Genomic DNA, 23,337 nt, shown 5'->3' on the forward strand with positions numbered 1-23,337 from the left:
AGCCGGGCGCGGGAAGCTGGGCTGGGGGTCAGCCGAAGGTGGTCGGCTTTTTGGGGCAGCCGTTTTCGGACTGCCACTTCTTGACGGCGGCGACCGGGGACCTGTTCTTGCCGGCCTTCCAGGAGTCCAGGTAGGGCCACGGGAAGATGGTGCCGCGCTGGTTCCACCAGTCGCCGACCTTGGCGCAGGCCGGGGAGATGCCGAAGTGCAGGTGGCAGGCGCTGGCGTCGCCGGTGTCGCCGATCTTGCCGATGGTCTGGCCGGCGGTGACGCGTGCGCCGATCTTGACCTTGGCGTCGATCTTCGACAGGTGGGAGCCGTAGTAGCGGACGCCGTCGTCGCCGAGGAACGAGATCGACAGGCCGCCGCGGGTCTCGCCGGCGTTGACCGAGGCCTTCCAGCGGTCGACCCGGTTGACCACGAGGATCGTGCCGTCGGTGACCGCGCGGACGGTGTTTCCGCAGTTCGTGATGATGTCGGTGGCGGCGTAGTCGTGGTGGGTGTGTGCGTACGAGTTGTTGCCGACGACCGGGAAGACGTACTTCAGCGCCTTCTTCGTGGCGCTCGGGGTGACCGAGGCCGACGCCGCCGCGGAGGTGGGTGCGGCGGGCGGCGCGCTGGTCACCTCGAGGGACGGCACGTCGGCGGTCGGCGCGGCCGAGCCCGTCTGGCTGACGAAGTACGGCTCGTCGCTCGTGCCGCCGCAGGCCGCCAGCGCCAGCGCCGTCATCATGGCCGCGACCCCGGCCACGAACTTGCGCATGGTGCGTCCCCCTTCAGGCCGATCGGGTCCACGGCCGCGGACCCGATCGCCCACTCTAGGCAACGATGCCGCCGAGGGCGACCTGAGCGGGTCAGGCGGGGCGGGACAATTCCGTGATGATCCGGTCGATCTCGGCGAGGGCGTACCCGGCGAGCCGCTTCTGGGCGGTGATCGCGCCCGGGTCGGTCTCCTCCAGGTCGCCGAGGACCACGATGTTCTCGTCGTTCAGGGTGGCCGCCGGCGCGGTGTAGTTGAAGCTGCCGACGATGGTGAGCTGCTCGTCGATCACCATCAGCTTGTGGTGGATCTTGCGGACGCCGTTGCCCGGCGTGTTCTCGAACAGCTGCGCCCCGGCCTTGCGCAGCAGCTCGGTCGCCGCCCACTTCTGCGAGCCCTGCCCACGGTCGAGCACCCCACGCACCGGGATGCCGGCCCGCAGCATCCACGCCATCGTGTCGTCGATGCCGGACGACTGCGCGAACGTGAACATCGCGAAGTCGACCCGGGTGGCCGCCTTCAGCATCTGCTTCATGATCTCCATCTCCGGGCCCTGCTCGGGCGCGAAGACCGGCTTGACCCGGATCCCGCCGAGCCGGAACTCGCGCGGCTTCGGCTCGTGGCGTTCGTGCAGGTCACCGAAGGTGCCGCTGCGCAGCCGCTCGAACTCGGCGAGGTAGAGGTCGCTCGCCGACCGGCCGTGCAGCACCACGACGTGGTTCAGGTTGTTGCCCGGCTTGTCGAGCATGCCCGGCGGGTTCGTGCCGGTGTCGGTGTGCGTGAAGTTGGCCGAGCCGGTGAGCACCGCCGCGGTCGGCTTCCCCGGGTCCCGGACGATGAACTTCTGGTGGAAGATGTTCGGGTTCAGGTCGGTGACCAGGTCGATCCCGGCGCGCAGCAGCGCCGCGTGGATCACCCGGTTGCCCTCGTTCTCGCCGCCCGCCAGCCACGGGTCGGCCGCCGGCTTCGCCTCCCGCAGGTAGTCGCCCTCCAGGATGATCTGCGTCCGGACCCGGCGCGCCCTGGCTCCCACGATCGCGTCGGCGATCAGCCGGGAGTCCAGTTCCTGCACCGCGACCAGCAGCCGGGTGGTCGCGCCGTCGATGAAATTGCGGATGACCGCGTCCAGGTCATCCGGCCCGCCGAGGACCGGCGGACCCGCGTAGAACTCGATTCCGCCCAGGTCGACACCCATGCGGCAAGTGTGTGCCCGGGGTGCGCGGCGGGGTGTCGGCTGGCCGACCCTGGCCCGGGGAGCAACCGGAAGGACTATCGGCCGTCGATATTCTGGCGGGCGTGACGGTACGTGTGATGGTCGTCGACGACCACCCGATGTGGCGCGACGGGGTGGCCCGGGACCTCGGCGACGCCGGATACCTGGTGACCGCGGCGGTCGGCGAGGGCCGGCAGGCGCTGCGGGTGGCCGCCGCCGCCCGGCCCGACGTGGTCGTGCTCGACCTGCAGCTGCCCGACCTGTCCGGGGTCGACGTGATCCGCGGGCTGCTCGCCGCGCTGCCCGGGGTGCGGATCCTGATGCTGTCGGCGAGCGGCGAGCAGCGCGACGTGCTCGACGCGGTCAAGGCCGGCGCCACCGGTTACCTGGTGAAGTCGGCCGGCCGGGAGGAGTTCCTGGACGCCGTGCGACGGACCGTCGAGGGCGAGCCGATCTTCACGTCCGGGCTGGCCGGGCTGGTGCTCGGGGAGTACCGCAAGCCCGGTGGGCCGCGGCTGACCGAGCGGGAGACCGAGGTGCTGCGGCTGGTCGCGAAGGGGCTGTCGTACAAGCAGATCGCCGAGCGCCTGGTGCTCTCGCACCGGACCGTGCAGAACCACGTGCAGAACACGCTCGGCAAGCTGCAGATGCACAACCGGGCCGAGCTGGTCCGCTACGCCCTGGAGCAGGGGTTCCACTAAAGGTCGACGAGGACGTTCCGGTCGCCGCGGACCACCAGGACGCGGCCGTCGGGGCTCACCGCGAGCTGCTCGCGCCGCCCGGCGCCGGGGTAGACGTCCAGCGGCGTCCGGGTGCAGTCGTTCGGGCCGGTGCAGCGCCACACCACCTCGCGCCGGAACTCGGGCGGCGTTCCGGTGCTGATCCGGAATCCGGAATCCGGCTCGGTGGTCAGCGCGGCCGCCACGTAGACCGCGTCGTCGGCGGCCACGATCGCGCCGGATTCGCCGGTGCCCGCGTCGCCGAGCTGCCAGCGGCGCGTGCCGTCCCAGATCTCGCTGCCCTGCAACGAGAGGGTCCGCCGCGGCGAGGCCGTCCACGCGGTGCCGGCGGCGTCCTGCTCGGCGCGCCGCGGGTTCGCGCAGCGGACCGGGTCGCAGGTGTAGCGGGCGATCGAGTGACCGATCCAGAACACCGCGGACGGCCGCCCGTCGGTCCCGATCATCACCCGGGCGCGCTGCCCGGCGGGATAGCCGTCGGCCGGGGTGCGGTCGGTCTCGCCGAGCGCGTGGCGTTCCGGGTCCGCGCAGGTGGCGTCCGCGCACCGGATCATCGAGAGGCGGTAGCGGCCGTACTGCCCGCCGGTCACCGGTGCGGCCAGAAAGAACCAGATCGCGCCATCCGGCGCGGCGGCCGCGGCCGCCTCGGTGTCCGCGGTGCGGTCCAGCCGGTCGTCGGCCGAGGTCCGGATCGGGAGGTACGCGGTCCGGCAGCCGTCCCGCACGCATCGGGCGAACTGCACGAACGGGCCGCCGGTGTCCGGCCCGCCACCCACCACCGCCTTGACCACCGTGCCGTCCGCGCCGATCGAGACCGCGCCGTACCCGTCGCTCGCGATCGGCAGCCCGGTCACCCCGTGGAAATTCGCGCACAGGTCGTCGTCGCAGTAGCGGATCCCGGCGGTCGTCACGATCACCGGGTGCTGCCCGGCCGGCCAGGCCACCGCGACCGGATCCCCGCCGGTGCCCCAGCCGGTGCGGATCACCGGCGCCTCGAACGGGTTCTGCACCGCGACCCCGATCGTCAGCACCGCGGTGAGCCCGGTCGCGATCGACGGCCAGAGCCGGCCCGGCTGCTCGGCCGGCGCCTCGCCGGCCCGGCTCGCCACCACGCCGGCCTGCACCGCCAGCACCGCGGCCAGCAGCAGCGCGTCGAGCAGCCGGTCCGCGTACGGCACCGGGCCGGCCAGGTTCCGCAGCACGGCCAGCCCGATCGGCGCGACCACCGCGCTGAGCAGGACCGCCCCGGCCGTGACCCGGCCGGTGCGCGGGGTGACCAGGCCGGCGGCGAGCAGCCCGGCCAGCCACAGCGTGCCGATCACCAGTACGCGGCCCCACATCGGCTCCGGCCGCGGGTTGCCGTCCAGGATCACCATGCCGTCGCCGTCGGCGAGCAGGTCCAGCAGCGAGGCGGCGAGCAGGTACGCCGTGACGACGAGCAGCAGCACGCCGGCGAGCGGCCGCCGGGCCGCCCAGGAGCGGTGGAAGCCGGACGTGAGCGAAGACATCCGGGGAGGATACGCAGCGATCAATGACCGTGGGTCTCGTCGTCCCGCAGTTCGTCGTCCCGCAGGAGCTTGCGCAGGGCCACGTCCTGCTCGCCGGCGAGCTCGGCCAGGCGCGGGTCCACCTCCCCGCGCTGGACCAGGGCCAGGACCTGGAGAACGCCGTCGTGCATCGGCCCGGCGAGCCGGTCCCGCTCGGCCTCGGCGGCCTCCCGGCGGATCTGCTCGGCCTGCCGGCGTCGCGCCCAGCGCTCGGACAGGTGCCGGGCGAGCCCGAGGCCGCCCACCGCGCCGGCGGCGACCAGGAGCAGCAGGCCGGTGGTGGCGAGGTGCTTCGTCGGATCCAGGTAGTCGTCCGCCTCCAGGTAGGTGACGTCCAGCACCTGTACCAGGCCGGAGGCCATCAGCCCGGCGAGCGGGCCGTACACCGCGGGCAGCGAGCGCCGCGCGGCCACCGCCGGCGTGACCGCGGCGGCCACCGCGGTCACCGCCGCGACGACCAGGACCAGGATGAGCACGGCGGGCACCGTCCGGTGCCCGGTGCCGATCCGGTCCGGCGCGCCGCCGGTGGCCAGGTCCGCGACGAACAGCGAGGTGGCCGCGGTCACGCCGAGGACGCCGGTCGCGGCCACCGGCCATCGGGTCGCGGTGGCGGCGAGCCCGAGCGCGACCCCGGCCAGGAGCCCGGCGCACCGGGCGGCGGCGTCGTGCTCCAGCGCGAAGTACACCAGCGCCAGCGGCACGGCGAGCGCGGCCTGCGCGACCGTCATGGTCAGCGCGCCGCCGAGCGACCACGGGCCGGCGACCGCCGCGACCGCCGCGGCCAGCACCAGGGTGACCGCGCCGGCCACGGCCGCCATGAGGTGCCGGTGGCCGGCCAGCTCGCCCGACGCGATGCCGAGCAGGCCGGCCAGGTCGCTGCGGGACACCTGGGACAGCGGGATGATCGCGAACAGGGCCACCCCGGCGAGCACCGCCGTCCGGGCCCGGGCCCACAGCGGCCGGTCGCTCCGCGGGTCGGCGTTCTCCCGGTCCGCCCACTGCACCCGCCAGGCGAACGCCAGCAGCGCGAACAGCGCCACCGCGGTCATGCCGAGCCAGAGCAGGACGAGCTGCTGCCGGCCGAGGCTCGAACCCCGGCCGATCAGCGCGGTGTCGAACAGCCGGGCGCCGAGGGCCAGCCCGGCCATCGCCGTGCCCCACCGGTGCGCCCCGCCCCGCCACAGGCTCTGCGCGCAGGCCAGGACGCCGATCAGGGCGAAGGCGCGGGTGACCGGCCCGGTCAGGTAGAGCACCAGCCCGAGCTCACGCGGCAGCACGTCCCACCCGATCAGCACCTGCGGCACGCTCAGCAGCGCGGCCACCACCAGCTGGAGCGGCCACCGCCGCAGGGTCATCAGGGCCAGCACGATCGCGGCCAGCGGCGGCCCGATCACCAGCGGCGCCGCGACGCCCGGCATGCCGTAGTAGTAGTCGTTGCCGGCCGCCGGGATCATCGCCAGCCCGGACTCCGCGCCGGTCGGCATCGTGGCCAGCAGCAGGCAGCCGCTCAGCCCGGTGACGATCGCCGGCATGCGGTACCGGTTCACCGCGGCACCCAGAACTCGACCTCGGTGCCGTCACCCGGGCGGCTCTCCACGGTCATCGTCCCGTGCAGGTCGGTGATCCGGCCGCGCATCGACTGGGCCACGCCGAGCCGGCCGTCGCGCTCCGCCTCGTCGAGCCGGCCGGCCGGGATCCCGGCCCCGTCGTCGCGGACCGTCACCCGGACCCCGTCGCCCTCGTCCTCCAGCAGGATCCAGGTGCGGGCGCCGTCGCCGGCGTGCCGGCGCACGTTGTCCAGCGCCGCGCGCACCGCCGCGACCAGTTCCCCGGCCGTCGCCTCGGCCAGCGGCACCGCCTCGGCCGGGGCGGCCACCTCGATGCCCGGCGCGGCCAGCTCGGTCAGCGCGGCCCGCAGATCGGCCCGGTCGCCCGGGCGCGCGTCCGGGACCAGGGTGCCGCCGCCGGCCAGCAGCCGGCGCAGCGCCGCCTCCTGCTCGCCGGCGAGCACGGCCAGGTCCGAGCCGCCGTCCTGGCGCTGGACCATGGCCAGCACCTGGAGGACGCCGTCGTGGATCGGGCGGGCCAGCCGGTCCCGCTCGGCCGCGGCCGCCTCCCGGCGGATCTCCTCGGCCCGCCGGCGTTCGGCCCAGCGCTCGGTCAGGTAGTGCGCGACCCCGAGCCCGCCGACCGCCGCGCCGGCGACCAGGAGCAACAGGGCCGAGGTGCTGAGGTGCGTGGTGTCGTTCAGCGTGCTCGACGTGGGCAGGCCGTTGCTCTCCAGGTAGGTGGCCTGCAGCGTCTGCGACCCGGCCACCGCCAGCACCCCGGCGAGCGGGCCCAGCACGGCCGGGACCGCGCCGCGCCCGGCCAGCGGCGCGCAGGCCGCGGCGGTGACCGCGGTGCCGGCCGCCACGACCAGCACCAGGATCACCAGGCCGGGGACCACGCGGTGCTGCTCGCCGAGGCGCTCCGGGTGACCGGTGGTCGCGGCGTACGCGATGAACAGCGCCGTCGCCGCCGCGACCGTGAGCCCGCCGGCCGCCGCCACCCGCCACCGGCTGAGCACCGCACCGGCGCCGAGCGCGACCCCGGCGAGCGCACCCACCCAGCGGGCCGTCCCGTCGTACTGGAGCGCGTAGAACGCCAGCGACAGCGGCGTGACCACCGCCGCCTGCGCGGTCGCGACGGTCAGCGCGCCGCCCAGCGGCCACAGCCCGGCCAGCGCGGCCAGCCCGGTCGCCAGCAGCAGGGCGACCGCGCCGATCATCGCGACCTCGGCGTACGGATGCCGCTGCAACGTGGACGGGGCCACCCCCATCAGCGCCGCGACATCCGAGGTGGACAGGTACGACAGCGGCACGGAGAGCGCCAGGACCAGCGTCCCGGCCAGCGGCACCCGCAGCCGGCGCCACGACCACGGCGAGCCGTCCGCGGGACCGGCCACGTCCGGCCCGGCCCGCCACAGCCTGGTGAGCGCGGCGGCGGCACCGGCCAGACCGGCCACGACCAGGGCGTACCGCCAGTGCGGGACGCCGGCCCCGGTGCTGTACCACCCGGCCTGGGCGTCCAGCAGCGCCGAGCCGAACAGCCGCGCGCCGAGGGCCAGCCCGGCCAGCGCCGCGCCCAGCCCGGCCGCCCCGCGGCGGAGCAGGCTCTGCGCGCCCGCCAGCACCCCGATCAGGGCGAACGCCGGCGGGACGGTCTCCAGCGCGAGCCGGACGAGATAGCCGGTCCGATCCGGCGCCACCAGGGCCCAGCCGGACAGCAGGCCGCCGGCCACGATCAGGTACGGCCACCGGCGCAGCAGGAACAGCGACAGGCCGATCGCCACGATCGGGGCGAGCACCAGACCCCACTCGGTGCCGTGGTACTCCCGGCCGTGCCCGGTCACCGCCGCGAACAGCGGCAGCCCGCTGTTCGCGGGGGCGGGCGCGGCGGCGAGCAGCAGGCAGCCGCTCAGGCCGGCCAGCAGCGCGGGCCACCGGCCGGTCCAGGACGCATTCATGACGCTGAGCATGTCAGACCGAATTCGGCCACCCGATCGGCCCGCCGGGAGCGGTCCGGGCGGGCCGTCGCGTGGATCGAGCGGTAGATCGTGCCGCGCGGGGCGGCGCCCGGGTGCGGCAGTCGCGGGGGCGGCCCGTCCGGGTGGTGCTCGAAGTGCCACCACTCGTTGTCGTAGACCCGATAGAGGCTGTGCAGCGCCCCGTGCCGCTCCAGCCACTTCGCGCCCTCACTGGGCCGGACGTCCAGTGCCGTCCCCGCGACATGCCGGGACTCCTCCGGCGGCAACGCCCACCGCCGGGCCTCGGTGACCGATCCGCACCGCCGTACCTCGGCGCGGTAGATCTCGCCCTGAGCGGCGGGATCGCGGTAGCCGGAGGTGAGACCGAGCAGCACGCCGTGCTCCCACAGCGCCCGGGTGCGGGCCGCCTCGAACGCCGCCCGCGCGCCCGGGGCCAGCCCGTCCAGGCACTGCGCCGGGAAACGGGCGGTCAGCGCCCACCGGCAGGCGGTCTGCCGGACGCGGCCGGGGGCGACCGCGGCGGCCATCGGGGCCAGCGCGAACGCCAGCATCCGGGTGGCCGCGGCGTAGACCGGATCGCGGCGGCGGGGCGGCTCGGCGGCGTCCCGTTCGGTGTCGTGCAGGTGCATGTACTCAAGATCCCGGGTCGCGGGCCCGGACTCATGAGTACGAGTACTCAGATCGTTCTGAACGGGTCCGCGCGGCGCGGCGTACAAGCCGGTGTCGGGAGTGGACGACACGGGGGGATGCCATGAGCGATCTACACATGGAGCCGGATGTGGTCGAGCGGTGCGGTGACCGGCTGACCGACAGTGGTGCCGCGGTGTCGGCGCAGGCCCGGTCGTTCTCCGGGACGCGGGCGCTCACCGCCGCGCATCCGGGCCTCGCAGCCGCGCTCACCCTGGACTTCTGCCGCCGCAACTGGTCGGATCGCATCGACAGCCATGGAGCCGAGACCACGCTTTTAGGAGACAACTTCCATTTCGCCGTACGGGATTATCTCGTCGCCGACGCCCGGCACGCCGCCCTGTTGCGGGGCCACAGCCGGGTCCCCGGTGAGTGACATGGTGAGCCTGGCGCAACTGCGTGACCTGGACGTCGCGGCCTGGGACACCGGCGCGAACGAGTGGGCGGCGCGGTACACGAACCTGCTGGCCCAGGTCCGTGACCTGCACGACAACCTGGATCCGCAGCTGGCCGCGGGCGCGTGGACCGGGGCCTCCGGCGACGCGGCGCTGGCCCACGTGCGGGCCGTGACGACCGGGCTGGAGATCGACGCGCTGGAGTGCCAGGCGGTGTCGCTGGTGCTGTCCGGGCTCACCCACGCGTTCCGGATCAGCCAGAACAGCCTGCGGAGCGCGCTCGGGGCGGCCCACGCCGACGGCTTCCCGGTCACCGAGGACGGCCAGGTCGGCCTCCCGGACACCGAGCTGGCCCGCCACGACCCGGACTACGCCGAGTCCTACCGCGATCGGCGGATGCTTCTGCAGGAGCTGGTCCGGCAGGCGGTGGACGCGGCGACGACGGCCGATCAGAAGGCCTACGAGATGCTCGACCACCTGAGCCAGCAGACGTTCCAGACCGACGTGGCGGTGGCCCTGAACGAGGATGTCGGCATGGCGTCGAAGCTGGAGATCGACCTGATCGCCGCGACGGTGCCGAGCGGCAGCCCGGCGGCGGTCGGCGCGTGGTGGTCCGGCCTGTCACCGGAGGATCAGCAGACCTTGCGGATGGCTGCCCCCTGGGCGTTGGAGAACCTGCCGGGAATCCCCGCTGAGGTGCAATCCGTCCTGCGCGGAACCGACGGCTACGACCGCACCGGGGTCGCCAAATGGGCCATCGACCATTGGAATGACGAGAGTGCGGACGTTTTCCGCAACAACTGCACGAACTTCGTCTCCAACGCTCTGGAGGGTGGCGGTATGCAGGAGCATCTCGACCCTTGGCTCGGCACTCTCTCCGACAACTCCTGGGGCAAGGGCGTGCAGTTCGGCAAGGACGTGACGATCGACGGCAAGCCGCTCGATCGTCTCGATTACTCGCACTCGTCGAGTTGGGCGCAGGCCCAAGACTCCTACGACTTCTGGCAGGAGCACGGCACCGAGGTGAGCCTGACCGAGGCCCAGCCGGGGGACATCGTCTACTGGGAGCAGACCGAGGCGGGCGACGGCGCGGCGGCCGGCGAGGTGCACCATGCCGCGGTCGTCACCGGAGTGGTCGACGGCGACATCCGATACACCCAGCACACTTTCAACCAGGTGAACGCGTCGCTCGATGCCCGTGCCCCGATCGGTGAACTCTCCGGGTCGCCCGATCAGCAGATCCATGTCGTTCGCCCGCAACCGGATTGGTGACCAATGACGACCACGGCGCAGCGCAGTCGACTCGGCGGATGGATGCTCGCGGCCTCGGTGGCGAGCCTGCTCGCCGGGCTGATCCTGATCAGGTCGGTGACGGCCCTCAACGCCCTGTTCGACCGGGATTGGCAGGCGGCACTGAACCGTCTCTGCCAATCCCCACCCCCGCGGTTCCCGGAGGTCTCCGCGGCCGCGGTGCCGCTGGGCATCACCGCGACCGCGCTTTTCCTGGTGGGGGCGGTGCTCGCCGGCCTCGCCGGGCGGTGGCTGCCGCCGTCACGATGGCGTGGCTGGGTCGTCGCCCTGCTCGTCATCGCCGGGCTGATCGGAGCCATCTACAGCGGGCTGGCCGGCATCTCGGGCCCACTTTCCGACGGGGGAAACCAGGCGTCCTGCCTCTGATGACGGATACTCGTGGGTAACAATCCGGAAAGGTCGGTGTGACGTCATGGTGGACGTGAATCGCACGGCGTACCGCACGTGCCCGCTCTGCGAAGCCGCCTGCGGCCTGGCGCTCACCGTCGCCGGCGACGTGATCACCGCCGTCCGGGGCGACCGTGACCACGTCTTCAGTCACGGGTTCGTCTGCCCGAAGGGCGCCACCTTCGCCAGCCTCTCCAGCGATCCCGACCGGCTCCGCCGGCCGATGATCCGCCGAGGTGGGCGGCATGTCGAGGCCGCCTGGGACGAGGCGTTCGCGGTGGTCGAGGCCGGCCTCCGGCCGATTCTCGCGACGTACGGGCCGCAGTCCGTCGCCGCCTACCTCGGCAACCCGAACGTGCACACGATGGCCGGCGGCCTCTACGTCACGCCGCTGCTCAAGGCCCTCGGCACCCGGAACGTCTTCTCCGCCAGCACGGTCGACCAGATGCCCAAGCACGTCTCGTGCGGCTACCTCTACGGCAGCCCGCTGGCGATCCCGGTGCCGGACCTGGACCGCACCGACTTCCTGCTGATGCTCGGCGCCAACCCGTGGGAGTCGAACGGCAGCCTGGCCACCGCCGCCGACTTCCCGGGGCGGCTCAAGGCGATCCAGGCCCGGGGCGGCCGGTTCGTGGTGGTCGACCCGCGACGCACCCGGACCGCCGAGCACGCCGACGAGCACCTGTTCATCCGCCCGGGGACGGACGCGTTCCTGCTGTTCGGGATCGTGCACACGCTGTTCGCGGAGGGTTTGGCCGACCTCGGGCGGCTCACGCCGTACGTCCAAGGGCTTGAAGATCTTGAAGGTCTTGCCGTTGATTTCGCTCCGGAGGTGGTGAGCGCGGTCTGTGACGTGCCGGCCGACCGGATCCGCGGGCTGGCGCGGGAGCTCGCGGCGGCGCCGACCGCGGCGGTCTACGGGCGGATCGGCACCTGCACGGTCGAGTTCGGCACGCTGACCAGCTGGCTCGTCGACGTGCTGAACGTGCTGACCGGGAACCTGGACCGGCCCGGTGGGGTGATGTTCCCGATGGCCGCGCACCTGCGGCCGAACGCGCGGCCGGGCGGGCGCGGGTTCACCACCGGCCGCTGGCACAGCCGGGTCCGCGGGCTGCCCGAGGTGAAGGGCGAGCTGCCGGTCGCGACGCTGGCCGACGAGATCGAGACGCCGGGGGAGGGCCAGGTCCGGGCGCTGCTGACGGTGGCCGGGAACCCGGTGCTGTCCGCGCCGAACAGCGGCCGGCTGGACCGCGCGCTGGCCGGGCTGGACTTCATGGTCAGCGTCGATCCGTATCTGAACGAGACCACCCGGCACGCGGACGTGATCCTGCCGCCGCTGGACGCGACCCAGAAGGGGCACTACGACTTCTCGTTCCTGGCGCTGGCGGTGCGCAACTTCGCGGCGTACTCGCCGCCGGTGTTCCCGGCCGATCCCGGCGGGATGGACGAGTGCGACGTCCTGGCCCGGTTGATCATGATCGTCTCCGGTCAGGGCGCCGGCGCCGACCCGGCGGTCCTGCACGACCGGATGCTGGCCCAGGCGTTGGCGAAGTCCGGTCTGGACGAGGCCGCCGGGGACGGCCCGGCCGAGCGGCTGCTCGACGTGGCGCTGCGCTCCGGCGCGTACGGTCTCTCGCTGAACGACCTGCTGGCGGCCCCGCACGGGGTCGATCTGGGCCCGTTGCGGCCGCGGGTCCCGGAGGTGCTGCGTACGCCGAGCGGCCTGATCGAGCTGTGCGCGCCGCCGCTGGTCGCGGAGGTGGAGCGGCTGCGCGCGGCGCTGGACCGGCCGCGTCCCGGCCTGGTCCTGATCGGTCGCCGACACCTGCGGTCGAACAACAGCTGGATGCACAACGTGCCGGCGCTGGTGAAGGGCCGCTCGCGGTGCACCCTGCAGATCCACCCGGTCGACGCGGACCGGCTGACCCTCGCCGACGGTGGCCCGGCCGCGGTCAGCTCGCGGGCCGGGACGCTGTCCGCGCAGGTCGAGGTCACCGACCGGGTGATGCCGGGGGTGGTCAGCCTGCCGCACGGCTGGGGTCACGACCTGCCCGGCGTGCGCCTCGGGGTGGCCGCCGAGCATCCCGGGGTGAACTCCAACATCCTCACCGACGACCTGGTCATCGATCCGCTCTCCGGCAACGCGGTCCTGAACGGCATCCCGGTGGAGGTCAAACCCGGCTGATCGGCTTGCTATGCAACTCGTTGCATAGGATGATGCGGAGATGGCGCTGGAGCACGCGATCCTGGTCTCCCTGCTGGAGCAGCCCGGGTCGGGATATGAGCTGGCCCGCCGGTTCGAGCGGTCCATCGGCCGGTTCTGGACCGCGACGCACCAGCAGATCTACCGGGTGCTGAAGCGGATGGAGTCGGACGGCTGGGTCACCGCGGTCGACGTCGGGCAGGACGGCCGGCCCGACAAGCGGGACTTCTCGGTCTCCGCGGCCGGGCGCGACGTGCTCACCGGGTGGCTGCGGGAGCCGGTGCAGCCGGAAGCCGTGCGGCACGACCTGGCGGTGAAGGTGCGCGGGGCGGCGTTCGACGACCCGGCCGGGCGGGCGGCGCTGATCTCCGAGGTGGTGCGGTACCGCGCCGACCACGAGGAGCTGCTCGCGCGCTACCTCGCCGGGGAAAAACGCGATTTTTCCGGACAAGAACCTGATGCCGGCCAGCGACTCCAGCACGTCGTGCTGCGCGGCGGCATCGCCTACGAGCGGATGCTCCTCGACTGGCTCGACGAGGTCCTGATCGAACTCCGAAAGGAATCCTGAACAGTGCTGTTCAACCCGAACACCGCCGACTTCGCGCAGTTCGACGACGAGACCCGCCGGCTGCTGCGGGCCACCGTCGACTTCTTCGAGGAGCGCGGTAAGAAGGCGCTGATCGACCGGTACATCAACCGGTCCTGGTACGACGACTTCCTGGCCTTCTCGGCCAAGGAGGGGCTGTTCGCGACGTTCCTGACGCCGGGCGGGTCGGGCGACAAACGCTGGGATACCGCGCGTAACGCCGTACTCAGCGAGATCCTCGGGTTTTACGGGTTGGATTATTGGTACGTCTGGCAGGTCACCGTGCTCGGTCTCGGGCCGGTCTGGCAGAGCGGGGCGGACAGTGCGCGCCGGCACGCGGCCCAGTTGCTGGACGAGGGCCATGTGATGGCTTTCGGACTGTCCGAGCGCAGCCACGGCGCCGACATCTACTCCACCGACATGGTTCTGACGAAGACCGAGGACGGCTATCTCGCCAACGGCACGAAGTACTACATCGGCAACGGCAATGTCGCCGGGCTGGTGTCGGTGTTCGGGAAGACCGACGACGGCTACGTCTTCTTCACGGCGGACAGCCGCCACCCGGACTACCACCTGATCAAGAACGTCGTGAACAAGCAGATGTACGTGAGCACGTTCGAGCTGCGCGACTACCCGGTGCGCGAGCAGGACATCCTGCACACCGGGCAGGACGCCTTCGACGCCGCGCTGAACACGGTCAACGTCGGCAAGTTCAACCTGTGCACGGCCGCGATCGGGATCTGCGAGCACGCGATGTACGAGGCGGTCACGCACGCCCACCGTCGCGTCCTGTACGGCAAGCCGGTCACCAACTTCCCGCACGTGCGACGGGAGCTGTCCGACGCGTACGTCCGGCTGGTCGCCATGAAGCTCTTCAGTGACCGCGCCGTCGACTATTTCCGCTCGGCCGGCCCGGACGACCGCCGCTACCTGCTGTTCAACCCGATGACCAAGATGAAGGTCACCACCGAGGGCGAACGGGTCGTCGACCTGATGTGGGACGTGATCGCGGCCAAGGGCTTCGAGGCGGACACCTACTTCGACAAGGCGGCGATGGACATCCGCGGCCTGCCGAAGCTCGAGGGCACGGTGCACGTCAACCTGGCGCTGATCCTCAAGTTCATGCCCAATTACCTGCACCACCCGATGGCGTACGACGCGGTGCCGACCCGCCACGACGCCGCCGACGACGAGTTCCTGTTCCGGCAGGGCCCGGCCCGCGGGCTCGGCGCGATCCGCTTCCACGACTGGCGGATCGCGTACGACAAGTTCGCCGCCCTGCCGAACGTCGCCCGCTTCCGGCAGCAGGCCGACGCCCTGGGCAGCCTGGAGGTGGCCCAGGAGCAGCACGCCGACCTGGACTTCCTGCTCTCGGTCGGCCAGTTGTTCGCGCTGGTCGTCTACGGCCACCTGATCCTGGAGCAGGCCGAGCTGACCGGTCTCGACGCGTCCGTACTGGACGAGATCTTCGCGGTGCTGGTCCGCGACTTCGCCCAGCACGCGACCGACCTCCACGGCAAGACCGCGACCACCGACGAGCAGGCCGCGTGGGCACTTGACCAGGTGCTGCGCCCGGTGGCGGACGAGGCGCGCACCGCCGCGGTATGGAACGAGGTGCTTTCGCTCGTCGGCGCGTACGAGATGCGGCCCTGAGTTATAAACAGGCATGGCCGTTGACCTGACCGACCCCGTCGGCGACGATGACGCGCGCGATGACCTCATCGCCTACTTCAACGAGGACGGCGAGCGGAGATACACCGGCCGCCGCTTCGACTCGTTCGCCGGCGGGGGCGACCTGCCCGGCGTCCAGGACGTGTTCACGCCCGAGGACCTGCTGGCCGTGCAGGCGCTGTCCGTCGTGGTCCCGTCCGAGACGGTGTTCGACCTGCTCGGCGGGCCGCTGGGCCGGGAGCTCACGGCGCTGCTGGCCCGGGTGCCGGTCGACGTCGAGCTGGGCACCCGGGACGCCCGCAAGCTCGTCCAGGGCCCGGTGCTGGAGGCGTGGCAGCTGCTGAAGGAGCAGAAGCGGATCGGCTACGTGACCGCCGGCAAGCTGATCGCCCGGAAACGGCCGCACCTGATCCCGGTCTACGACGAGGTGATCCGGTGCCAGTTCGGCGGGCCGCAGCAGGTCTGGATCCGGTTGCACGACCGGCTCCGGGAGGACGACGGCCAGCTGCGCGGGATGCTCGCCGCGCTGCGGACCCGGGCCCAGATCTCGCCGCGGATCAGTCTGCTGCGGGTGCTCGACGTGGTGCTGTGGATGCGGCACCACGCCGAGCATCTCGACAAGGACTGTCCGGGGTTCGGCACGGTCTCGCTGGACCGGCTGTGGCCGGAGTCAGAGGAAGAGTGAGCCCTCGTCCGCCTTCTTGACCAGCAGCGGCGGCGGGTCGAACCGGTCACCGTAACGTCCGGCCAGCTCCCGGGCCCGGGCGACGAACCCGGGCAGCCCGCCGGCGTACTGGTTGACGTACTGCAGCACGCCCCCGGTCCAGCCCGGATACCCGATGCCCAGGATCGACCCGATGTTCGCCTCGGCGACCGTGGTCAGCACCCCCTCGTCCAGGCACTTCGCCGACTCGATCGCCTCGATGAACAGCATCCGCTCGATGAGGTCCTCGAACGGGACGCGGCTTCGGGACGAGGCGAACGCTTCGAGCCCGGGCCACAGCCCGGCGCGCTTCCCGTCGACGTAGTCGTAGAAGCCGGCGCCGGTCGACCGGCCCTGGCGACCGAACTCGTCGATCATGCGGTCCAGGACCTCGTCGGACGGGTGCGGCACCCAGGAGTCGCCGGCCGCGGCCCGGGTCTCGTCCCGGATCCGCCGCGGCAGGGTCAGCGTCAGCTCGTCCATCAGCGCGAGCACCGGCGCCGGGTAGCCGGCCTGGCCACTGGCCTGCTCGATGCTGGCCGGCGGAACGCCCTCGGCGAGCATCGCCATCCCCTCGCCGGTGAACGTGCCGATCACCCGGCTGGTGAAGAAGCCGCGCGAGTCGTTCACCACGATCGGCGTCTTGCGCAGCAGCCGCACCACGGCCAGGGCGCGGCGGACCGTGTCGTCACCGGTCTTCGCCCCGCGGATCACCTCGACCAGGGGCATCCGGTCGACCGGGGAGAAGAAGTGCAGGCCGAGGAAGTCGGCCGGCCGGGTCACCCCGTCGGCGAGCAGCGTGATCGGCAGCGTCGAGGTGTTCGAGCAGAGCAGCGCGTCCGGCGCGAGCACGCCCTCGAGCTCGGCGAACACCTTCGCCTTGACCGCCGGGTCCTCGAACACCGCCTCGATCACCAGGTCGGCGCCGGCCAGGTCGGTGACGTCGGCGGTGGCGAGGATCCGGTCCGGGTGCCGGGCCTTCGCGGCGCCGCGCCGGGCCGCTTCGATCGAGACATCCTTGAGTACGACCTCGAGCCCGGCCCGCGCGCACACGTCGGCGATGCCCGCGCCCATCATCCCGGCGCCGAGCACCGCGACCTTGCGGATCGGCGGGGTCGCGCCGATGTCCCGGGCCTCGGCGGCGTTCTTGTCGTAGAAGAACGCCTTGATCATGTTCTTGGTGATCTGCCCGGTGACCAGCTCGACGAACCAGCGGCTCTCGATCGTGAACGCGGTGTCCACGTCGACCTGCGCACCCTCGACCGCTGCGGCCAGGATGTTCCGCGGCGCCGGGTAGGGGGCGCCCTTGAGCTGCTTGCGCAGCGTCGCCGGGAACGCCGCCAGCTGCGCGTGCGGGATGCCGCCGGGAATCCGGTAGCCGGTGCGGTCCCACGGCTGCGCCGCGTCCGGATTCGCGAGGATCCACTCCCGGGCCGCGCTCAGCAACTCCTCCGGCGTGCTCACCAGGCGGTCGATCAGTCCCAGATCGCGGGCGGCCGCGGCACGGTGGCGGGTTCCCTTCAGCAACACCTGGGTCAAGGCCGGCACCAGACCGAGAAGCCTTACGGTACGGACGACGCCCCCGCCCGCCGGCAGCAGCCCGAGCGTGACCTCGGGCAACCCGACCTGCACCGCCGGGCTGTCCAGCGCGACCCGGTGATGGCAGGCCAGCGCCAGTTCGAGCCCGCCGCCCAGCGCCGCCCCGTTGATCGCCGCGACCACCGGCCGGCCCAGCCGTTCCAGGCGCCGGAACTGGGCCTTCACCTCGTTCGCCGAGTCGAACGCGGCCCGGCCCTGGTCCGGCCCGGTCGAGCCGAGCTGGTCCAGGTCACCGCCGGCGAACCAGGACTTCTTCGCGGACACCAGGATCACCCCGGTGATCGTGTCGCGCTCGTGCTCCAGCCGGGCGACGGTCGCCGCCATGCTGCGGATGTACGCCTCGTTCATGGTGTTGGCGCCGCGCGCCGGGTCGTCCAGGGTGAGCAGCACGATCCCGTCGGCGTCCCGCTCCCAGCGGATGGTCTCGGACATGCGGTTCTCCCTTAGAGACGCTCGACGACGGTGGCGATGCCCATGCCGCCGCCGATGCAGAGGGTGGCCAGGCCGTACCGGCCGCCGCGGCGGTCCAGTTCGTCGACCAGGGTGCCCAGGATCATGGCGCCGGTCGCGCCGAGCGGATGGCCCAGCGCGATCGCGCCCCCGTTCACGTTGACGATCTCCGGGTCCACCTTGAGGTCGTCGATGAAGTGCAGGACGGCCGCCGCGAACGCCTCGTTCATCTCGACCAGGTCCAGGTCACCGACGGTCAGGCCGGCCTTGGCCAGCGCCTTGCGGGCGGCCGGGGCCGGCCCGGTCAGCATGATCGTCGGCTCGGCGCCGCTGACCGCGCCGGCCACGATCCGGGCCCGCGGGGTCAGCCCGGCCCGCGCGCCGGCCCGCTCCGAGCCGACCAGGACCAGGGCCGCGCCGTCGACGATGCCGGACGAGTTGCCGGCCGTGTGGACGTGCTCGATCCGCTCGACCCAGTGGTACTTCTGCAGCGCCACCGCGTCGAAGCCGGCCAGGTCGCCGAAGGACGGCTTCAGCTCGCCCAGGCCGTCGAGGGTGGTCCCGGGACGGACGTGCTCGTCATGATCCAGGATCAGCAGACCGTTGCGGTCGCGGACCGGGACGATCGAGCGGCTCTGGTCCGGCGCGGCCGCCGCCCGCTGCTGAGAGCGCAGGGCGTAGGCGTCCACGTCCGCCCGCGAGTACCCGTTCAGCGTGGCGATCAGGTCGGCGCTGATGCCCTGCGGGACGAAGCTCGTCGCGAGGGCGGTCTCCGGGTCCTGCGCCCAGGCGCCGCCGTCCGAGCCCATCGGCACCCGGGACATCGACTCGACGCCACCGGCCAGCACCAGGTCCTCCCAGCCGGAGCGGACCTTCTGCGCCGCCGTGTTCACCGCCTCCAGGCCGGAGCCGCAGAACCGGTTGAGCTGCACGCCGGCCACGGTGTGCGGCAGGCCGGCGGCGAGCGCCGCGACCTTCGCGAGGTCCGAGCCCTGGTCGCCGAGCGGCGAGACGACGCCGAGCACCACGTCCTCGATGTCCGCCGGATCCAGGCCGGGGTGGCGCCGCCGCAGCTCGCCGATCAGGCCGGTGAGCAGCGAGACCGGCTTGACCCCGTGCAGCGAGCCGGTCGGGCGGCCCCGGCCGCGCGGGGTGCGGATCGCGTCGTACACGAATGCCTCGGTGCCCATCCAGGGTCTCCCATCGATCGCCGTCCCATGCGAATCTCGATTAACTTATTCCTCTGTTTTCCCTTCCTGTCAAGGATTTCAGAGTTGATGGACAGGGGATGCTAGATCAACTTTCTGGGGCTCTTCACACGACGGTAACCGCGGTTTACTGTGCCGACATGCACGACGGTCTCTCCGTGGCTGCCGCGGATCCGCCGGGTCGTCGGCGACCAGCTTGAAGGAGGCAACCCCGATGGACTCCTCCCTCGCCCGACGGTGCGCGGACACCGCCCGCGGGCTGACCGTTCCCGCCCTGCTGCACCGCAACGCCACCGAGTTCGGCGACCTGCCGGCCCTCGGCGTCCTCGGCGAGCCGGACACGCTGACCTGGCGCGAGCTGCGCGACCGGGTCGCCGCGATCTCCCGCGGTCTGGCCGAGCTCGGCCTCGCCGCCGGCGACCGCCTGCTGATCAACATGTCGGCCCGGCCCGAGCACTGGCTGGTCGACCTGGCCGCGGCGCACCTCGGCGCGATCCCGTCCACCGTGTACAGCACGCTCGCGCCGGCCCAGCTCGCCTACGTGGCCCGGCACAGCGGGGCGGAGATCCTGGTCCTCGAAGGGCCGGCCGAGCTGGCCCGGTGGACCCCGCTGCTGGCGTCGCTGCCGGCGGTGCGCCACGTGATCGTCGTCGCGCCCGGCTCCGACCGGTCCATTGATCTTCAGCAGGTGGCGTCCCGGGGCGAGGCCGCGCACCGGGCCGACCCGGCGGCATTCGAGAAGGCGTGGCGGGCGGTCCGGCCGGACCAGCCGGTCACCCTGCTCTACACGTCCGGGACCACCGGCGACCCGAAAGGCGTGGTGCTCACCCACCACAACGTGATCTACCAGTCGGTGGTCCTGGCGGCGACCGTCCCCACCCCCGACCACGCGCCGTCGCTGGCCTACCTGCCGCTCGCGCACATCGCCGAACGGATGCTCGGCATCTACAACGCGATCTACCGCGCCGGCCACGTCACCATCTGCCCCGACCCGGCTCAGCTGCTGGCCGGGCTGTCGGAGGTCCGCCCGGTCTCGTTCTTCGGCGTGCCCCGGATCTGGGAGAAGATGGTCGCCGGCATCCAGGCCCAGCTCGCCGCCGCCGACCCGGCCGTCCGCCGGGCCGTCGAGGCCGCGCGCGAGGTGGCGCTGCAGGCCTACCGGGTGCGCGCCGCCGGGCAGCCGCTCTCACCCGAGCTGCGCACCCGGCTCGACCTGGTGGACACCCGGGTGCTGCGGCCGCTACGGGCCCGGCTCGGGCTGGACAACGTGCTCTGGCCGGGCAGCGGCGCCGCGCCGATCCCGGTCGAGGTGCTGCTCTACCTGGCCGGCATCGGGATCGACGTGCTCGAGGTCTGGGGGATGACCGAGACCACCGGCACCGCCACGATCAACACGCCCGACCACTTCCGGACCGGGACGGTCGGGCGGGTCAACCCGGGCATGGAGGTCAGGCTGGCCGGGGACGGCGAGATCCTGGTCCGCGGGCCGCTGGTCTGCGCCGGCTACCTCCAGCCGGACGGCAGCGTCGCGCCGGTCACCGACGCGGACGGCTGGCTGGCCACCGGCGACGTGGGCACGCTCGACGCCGACGGCTACCTGACCATCACCGACCGGAAGAAGGAGCTGATCATCAGCTCGGGCGGGAAGAACATCGCGCCGGCCCAGATCGAGAGCCTGCTCCGCGCCCACCCGCTGATCGCCCAGGCGGTCGCGATCGGCGACCGGCGGCCGTACATCACCGCCCTGATCGTGCTCGACGACGAGACCGTGCCGGCCTGGGCCGCCCGGCACGGCCTGACCGGCACACCCCTGGCCGAGCTGGCCGCCCACCCGGACCTGCTCGCCGAGATCACCGCGGCGGTGGCCACGGCCAACGACCGCCTGTCCCGGCCCGAGCAGGTGAAACGCTTCCACGTGCTGCCCCACGGCTGGACCCCGGAGACCGGCGAGCTGACCCCGACGCTGAAACTCCGCCGCCGGGTCGTCCAGGAGCGCTACGCGGCGGCGATCGGCGACCTGTACGCCGGGTGAAGCGGGCCGCCGTGGTTTGCACCCAGCGGGCAGGATGGTCCGGTGATCGAAGATCGGGTCCGGGCCGGCGTGGCCGCCGCGGCGCTGGCCGTGCTGCTCGGCGGGTGCGCGCAACCGGGGACATCGGGGACTGTCGAGGCTGGGGACGGCGTCTCCGACACCGTCCCGGTGTGGAGTGCGCCGCCCAGCGGCCCGGCCGGCCCGGCCGGCCCGGCCAGCCCGGTTCCCACCGAGACCGCGGTGACCTGCCCGCCGGACGGGGTGCGGGTGGCGGCGGGGACCGGGGACGCGGCGTCCGGGCTGCGGGTGCTCGGCATCACGCTCACCAACTGCGGCACGAAGGTCTACCGGGTGAACGGCTACCCGTCGCTGCGGGCGCTGGACCAGGACCACCAGGTCCTCGACGTGACCATGCTGAACGGGGCGAAGCAGGTCCTGCACACCGACCTGCCGTGGGACGGGCCGCCGAAGCCGGTCGTCCTGAAGCCCGGGCAACAGGCCGGCGTGGGCATCGCCTGGCGCAACACCTACGACGACCTCACCGACCCGCCGGTGACCGTGACCTACCTGGAGGTCACCCCGTCGGCCGGCGGCCCGGCGCAGGTGATCGCCCCGCCCAGCGGCCTGGACCTCGGCAGCACCGGGCGGATCGCGGTGAGCGCCTGGCAGCTCGATGCGGACCCGACCGGCGAACGCTGACGACTCAGGTGAATTTCCGGACGATCCGGCGGGCCGCTCGCGTGGCGGCCTCCGGCAGCGGGGAGCCGGCGCCGGTGCGGCGGGGTGGGATCGGCATCGGGGGGCCGCCGGCGGTGGGGCCCGCGTAGGCCGCGGTCAACCGGGCGGCGACCGCGGCGCGGCCGTAGCGGGCGTCCAGGGTGGCCCGGGCGGCGGGCAGGTCGAGGGTGGTGAAGCGGTCCTTCAGGCGGCGGTAGGCGGCCACGATGACGGCCGGGTCGGTGGTCGGCTCGAAGACCGCGCCGGCCGTGTCCCGCAGGCCGGCCAGGGTCTCGGCCGGGCCCTCGCTCAGCGCGGCCAGCACCGGGGTGCCGGTGGCCAGCGCCTCGACGATCGTCATGCCGAACGTCTCGCGGACGCTGGCGTGGGTCAGCACGTCGTGCTCGTGCAGCAGCGTGGACACCTGGTCCGGGCCGACCGGGGGGCGCCGGGTGATCCGGCCGGTCAGGCCGGCCGCGGCGACCCGGGCGTCGATCTGCTCGGCCAGCGGGCCGGTGCCGACCAGGGTCAGGGTGAGCGCCGGGTCCTCGGCCGCGACCGTGGCGAACGCGTCGATCAGGGTGAGGACGCCCTTGTGTTCCATCAGGCGGCCCAGGTAGAGCCAGCGGTTCGGGGCCTTCGGCGGTTCGGGGCGGACCGTGAACGCGTCGAAGTCGATCACGTTCGGGACCACGTGCAGCTTGCCGGCCTGCTCGGGGAAGTAGCCGGCGAGCTGGACGCGCAGGCTCTCGCTGACGCAGAGCAGCGCGTCGGCGCGGTCGAGCATCCGCGCGTAGCGGTGCTGCAGGCCGGGCTGGGCGAACACCTTGTCGAGGAACGTGGAGTGCTCGGTGACCACGATCCGGGCGTCCGGGCGGGCCAGCCGGGCGGCCACCACGCCGCCCATGATGCCGGTGTGGGCGTGCACCACCGGCGCCTCGATGCGGCCGGTCGGCAGAGCCGCTCGGAGGGCCGCCGTCTGCTCATCCCCGTACGCCGAATAATCGCCGCCGGCCGGAGTCGGGACCGCAACCCTGGTGATCTCTCCTTCGAGGTCGTCGAAGACGACCGAGTTGCCGGAGCGGACCGCCTGCCGTTCCGCGGCGACGCCCAGCAGCTGGCCGCGCAGCCGGCCCGGCGGGTAGAACCAGCTCTGGGTGTGCAGGACCGAGATCCGGGCGAAGCGGTCCCGGACCGCGCCGGTCGAGGAACGGACGAACGCCCCGGCGAATGGGTCGTCCGGCGACGGGTACCAGGGAGTGATCACGGCGAGGTCGGCGGGCGCGGTCCGGCGGTCCGGCTCGGCGCTGGGCTCGAGGCGGGTGTCCAGGCCGTAGCAGGCGGCCAGCGCCTCGGGGTCACCCGCGTAGGCGACGTCCGCGGTCCCGGCCAGCCGGCGGGCCTCGGCGCGGGACCCCACCGGGCGTATCTCGACGGAGGGGTCGGCGGACACGGTGTCCCAGACGGGATCGTCGATGCGGACCAGGCTGACCGAGTGGCCCTCGCCGGCCAGGCGGGCGGTGTGGGTGACGGCGGCGCGCGCCCGGCGCGTTCCGAGGGCAAGGTAGGTGATGTTCATTTCCGGCGGCACGCTATTCATCG

19 protein-coding genes are annotated in these 23,337 nt (G+C 72.9%); 10 read left to right on the plus strand and 9 right to left on the minus strand.

All coding sequences use genetic code 11. The features are described 5' to 3' along the window. Positions 1-28: 28 nt before the first annotated feature. Both L3i22_RS10980 and L3i22_RS10985 read right to left on the minus strand, forming a co-directional pair. A complete protein-coding gene (locus L3i22_RS10980; protein WP_221326858.1) occupies positions 29-763 on the minus strand; it encodes a M23 family metallopeptidase in 735 nt (244 codons plus the stop codon). Positions 764-854: 91 nt separating this feature from the next. Beyond that, a complete protein-coding gene (locus L3i22_RS10985) occupies positions 855-1,955 on the minus strand; it encodes a phosphatidylserine/phosphatidylglycerophosphate/cardiolipin synthase family protein (protein WP_221326859.1) in 1,101 nt (366 codons plus the stop codon). Between the two features lie 116 nt (positions 1,956-2,071). Between L3i22_RS10985 and L3i22_RS10990 the strand changes: the two genes are divergently transcribed. After that, positions 2,072-2,674: a response regulator transcription factor gene (locus L3i22_RS10990; RefSeq protein ID WP_221329905.1), complete on the plus strand. Its 603-nt coding sequence runs from the start codon at positions 2,072-2,074 to the stop codon at positions 2,672-2,674. On the opposite strand, the gene L3i22_RS10995 is transcribed toward L3i22_RS10990, so the two are convergent. The 4 genes from L3i22_RS10995 to L3i22_RS11010 are packed head-to-tail and all read right to left on the minus strand — an operon-like array spanning position 2,671 to position 8,415. Next, positions 2,671-4,218 carry a hypothetical protein gene (locus L3i22_RS10995; RefSeq protein ID WP_221326860.1) on the minus strand — a complete coding sequence of 516 codons (1,548 nt, stop codon included), beginning with the start codon at positions 4,216-4,218 and terminating at the stop codon, positions 2,671-2,673. The two genes, L3i22_RS10990 and L3i22_RS10995, sit on opposite strands and share 4 nt — an antisense overlap. A gap of 20 nt (positions 4,219-4,238) precedes the next feature. Continuing rightward, on the minus strand, positions 4,239-5,804 hold the full coding sequence (locus L3i22_RS11000) for a hypothetical protein (RefSeq protein WP_221326861.1): 1,566 nt from the start codon (positions 5,802-5,804) through the stop codon (positions 4,239-4,241). Continuing rightward, a complete protein-coding gene (locus L3i22_RS11005; RefSeq protein ID WP_221326862.1) occupies positions 5,801-7,765 on the minus strand; it encodes an ATP-binding protein in 1,965 nt (654 codons plus the stop codon). The genes L3i22_RS11000 and L3i22_RS11005 overlap by 4 nt, the downstream gene beginning before the upstream one ends. Then, entirely contained in the window at positions 7,762-8,415 is a 654-nt protein-coding gene (locus L3i22_RS11010) for a D-alanyl-D-alanine carboxypeptidase family protein (protein WP_221326863.1), read from the minus strand. Before L3i22_RS11010 ends, L3i22_RS11005 begins: the two co-directional genes overlap by 4 nt. Before the next feature lie 122 nt (positions 8,416-8,537). Here L3i22_RS11010 and L3i22_RS11015 point away from each other — a divergent pair, with 122 nt between their 5' ends. From L3i22_RS11015 to L3i22_RS11045, 7 genes are read left to right on the plus strand one after another with little or no spacing between them, the layout of a single operon-like run. After that, positions 8,538-8,849 (plus strand): hypothetical protein, encoded by a 312-nt coding sequence (locus L3i22_RS11015; RefSeq protein ID WP_221326864.1) that lies wholly within the window; start codon positions 8,538-8,540, stop codon positions 8,847-8,849. Position 8,850: 1 nt separating this feature from the next. Beyond that, positions 8,851-10,140: an amidase domain-containing protein gene (locus L3i22_RS11020; RefSeq protein ID WP_255658665.1), complete on the plus strand. Its 1,290-nt coding sequence runs from the start codon at positions 8,851-8,853 to the stop codon at positions 10,138-10,140. Positions 10,141-10,143: 3 nt separating this feature from the next. Further along, entirely contained in the window at positions 10,144-10,545 is a 402-nt protein-coding gene (locus L3i22_RS11025; RefSeq protein ID WP_221326866.1) for a hypothetical protein, read from the plus strand. Positions 10,546-10,591: 46 nt separating this feature from the next. Beyond that, positions 10,592-12,751: a molybdopterin oxidoreductase family protein gene (locus tag L3i22_RS11030; RefSeq protein WP_221326867.1), complete on the plus strand. Its 2,160-nt coding sequence runs from the start codon at positions 10,592-10,594 to the stop codon at positions 12,749-12,751. Positions 12,752-12,791: 40 nt separating this feature from the next. Beyond that, complete coding sequence (locus L3i22_RS11035; RefSeq protein ID WP_221326868.1) at positions 12,792-13,337, plus strand: PadR family transcriptional regulator; 546 nt, start codon at positions 12,792-12,794, stop codon at positions 13,335-13,337. A gap of 3 nt (positions 13,338-13,340) precedes the next feature. Then, complete coding sequence (locus L3i22_RS11040) at positions 13,341-15,008, plus strand: acyl-CoA dehydrogenase (protein ID WP_221326869.1); 1,668 nt, start codon at positions 13,341-13,343, stop codon at positions 15,006-15,008. 13 nt (positions 15,009-15,021) lie between these two features. Next, a complete protein-coding gene (locus L3i22_RS11045; RefSeq protein WP_221326870.1) occupies positions 15,022-15,711 on the plus strand; it encodes a DUF6308 family protein in 690 nt (229 codons plus the stop codon). On the opposite strand, the gene L3i22_RS11050 is transcribed toward L3i22_RS11045, so the two are convergent. After that, positions 15,697-17,760 (minus strand): 3-hydroxyacyl-CoA dehydrogenase NAD-binding domain-containing protein, encoded by a 2,064-nt coding sequence (locus L3i22_RS11050; protein WP_221326871.1) that lies wholly within the window; start codon positions 17,758-17,760, stop codon positions 15,697-15,699. The genes L3i22_RS11045 and L3i22_RS11050 overlap by 15 nt on opposite strands. Before the next feature lie 11 nt (positions 17,761-17,771). Next, positions 17,772-18,968 (minus strand): acetyl-CoA C-acetyltransferase, encoded by a 1,197-nt coding sequence (locus tag L3i22_RS11055; RefSeq protein ID WP_221326872.1) that lies wholly within the window; start codon positions 18,966-18,968, stop codon positions 17,772-17,774. Positions 18,969-19,200: 232 nt separating this feature from the next. On the opposite strand from L3i22_RS11055, the gene L3i22_RS11060 reads away from it, so the two are divergent. Both L3i22_RS11060 and L3i22_RS11065 read left to right on the plus strand, forming a co-directional pair. Then, positions 19,201-21,018 carry a long-chain fatty acid--CoA ligase gene (locus tag L3i22_RS11060; protein WP_221326873.1) on the plus strand — a complete coding sequence of 606 codons (1,818 nt, stop codon included), beginning with the start codon at positions 19,201-19,203 and terminating at the stop codon, positions 21,016-21,018. 42 nt (positions 21,019-21,060) lie between these two features. Further along, positions 21,061-21,717, plus strand: a complete 657-nt coding sequence (locus L3i22_RS11065) for a DUF4232 domain-containing protein (RefSeq protein WP_221326874.1) — start codon at positions 21,061-21,063, stop codon at positions 21,715-21,717. Between the two features lie 4 nt (positions 21,718-21,721). Here the strand turns inward: L3i22_RS11065 and L3i22_RS11070 are convergent, their stop codons facing one another. Beyond that, on the minus strand, positions 21,722-23,314 hold the full coding sequence (locus L3i22_RS11070) for a glycosyltransferase family 4 protein (protein ID WP_221326875.1): 1,593 nt from the start codon (positions 23,312-23,314) through the stop codon (positions 21,722-21,724). Positions 23,315-23,337: the final 23 nt, after the last annotated feature.

This window comes from Actinoplanes sp. L3-i22, from assembly GCF_019704555.1.
GTDB lineage: Bacteria > Actinomycetota > Actinomycetes > Mycobacteriales > Micromonosporaceae > Actinoplanes.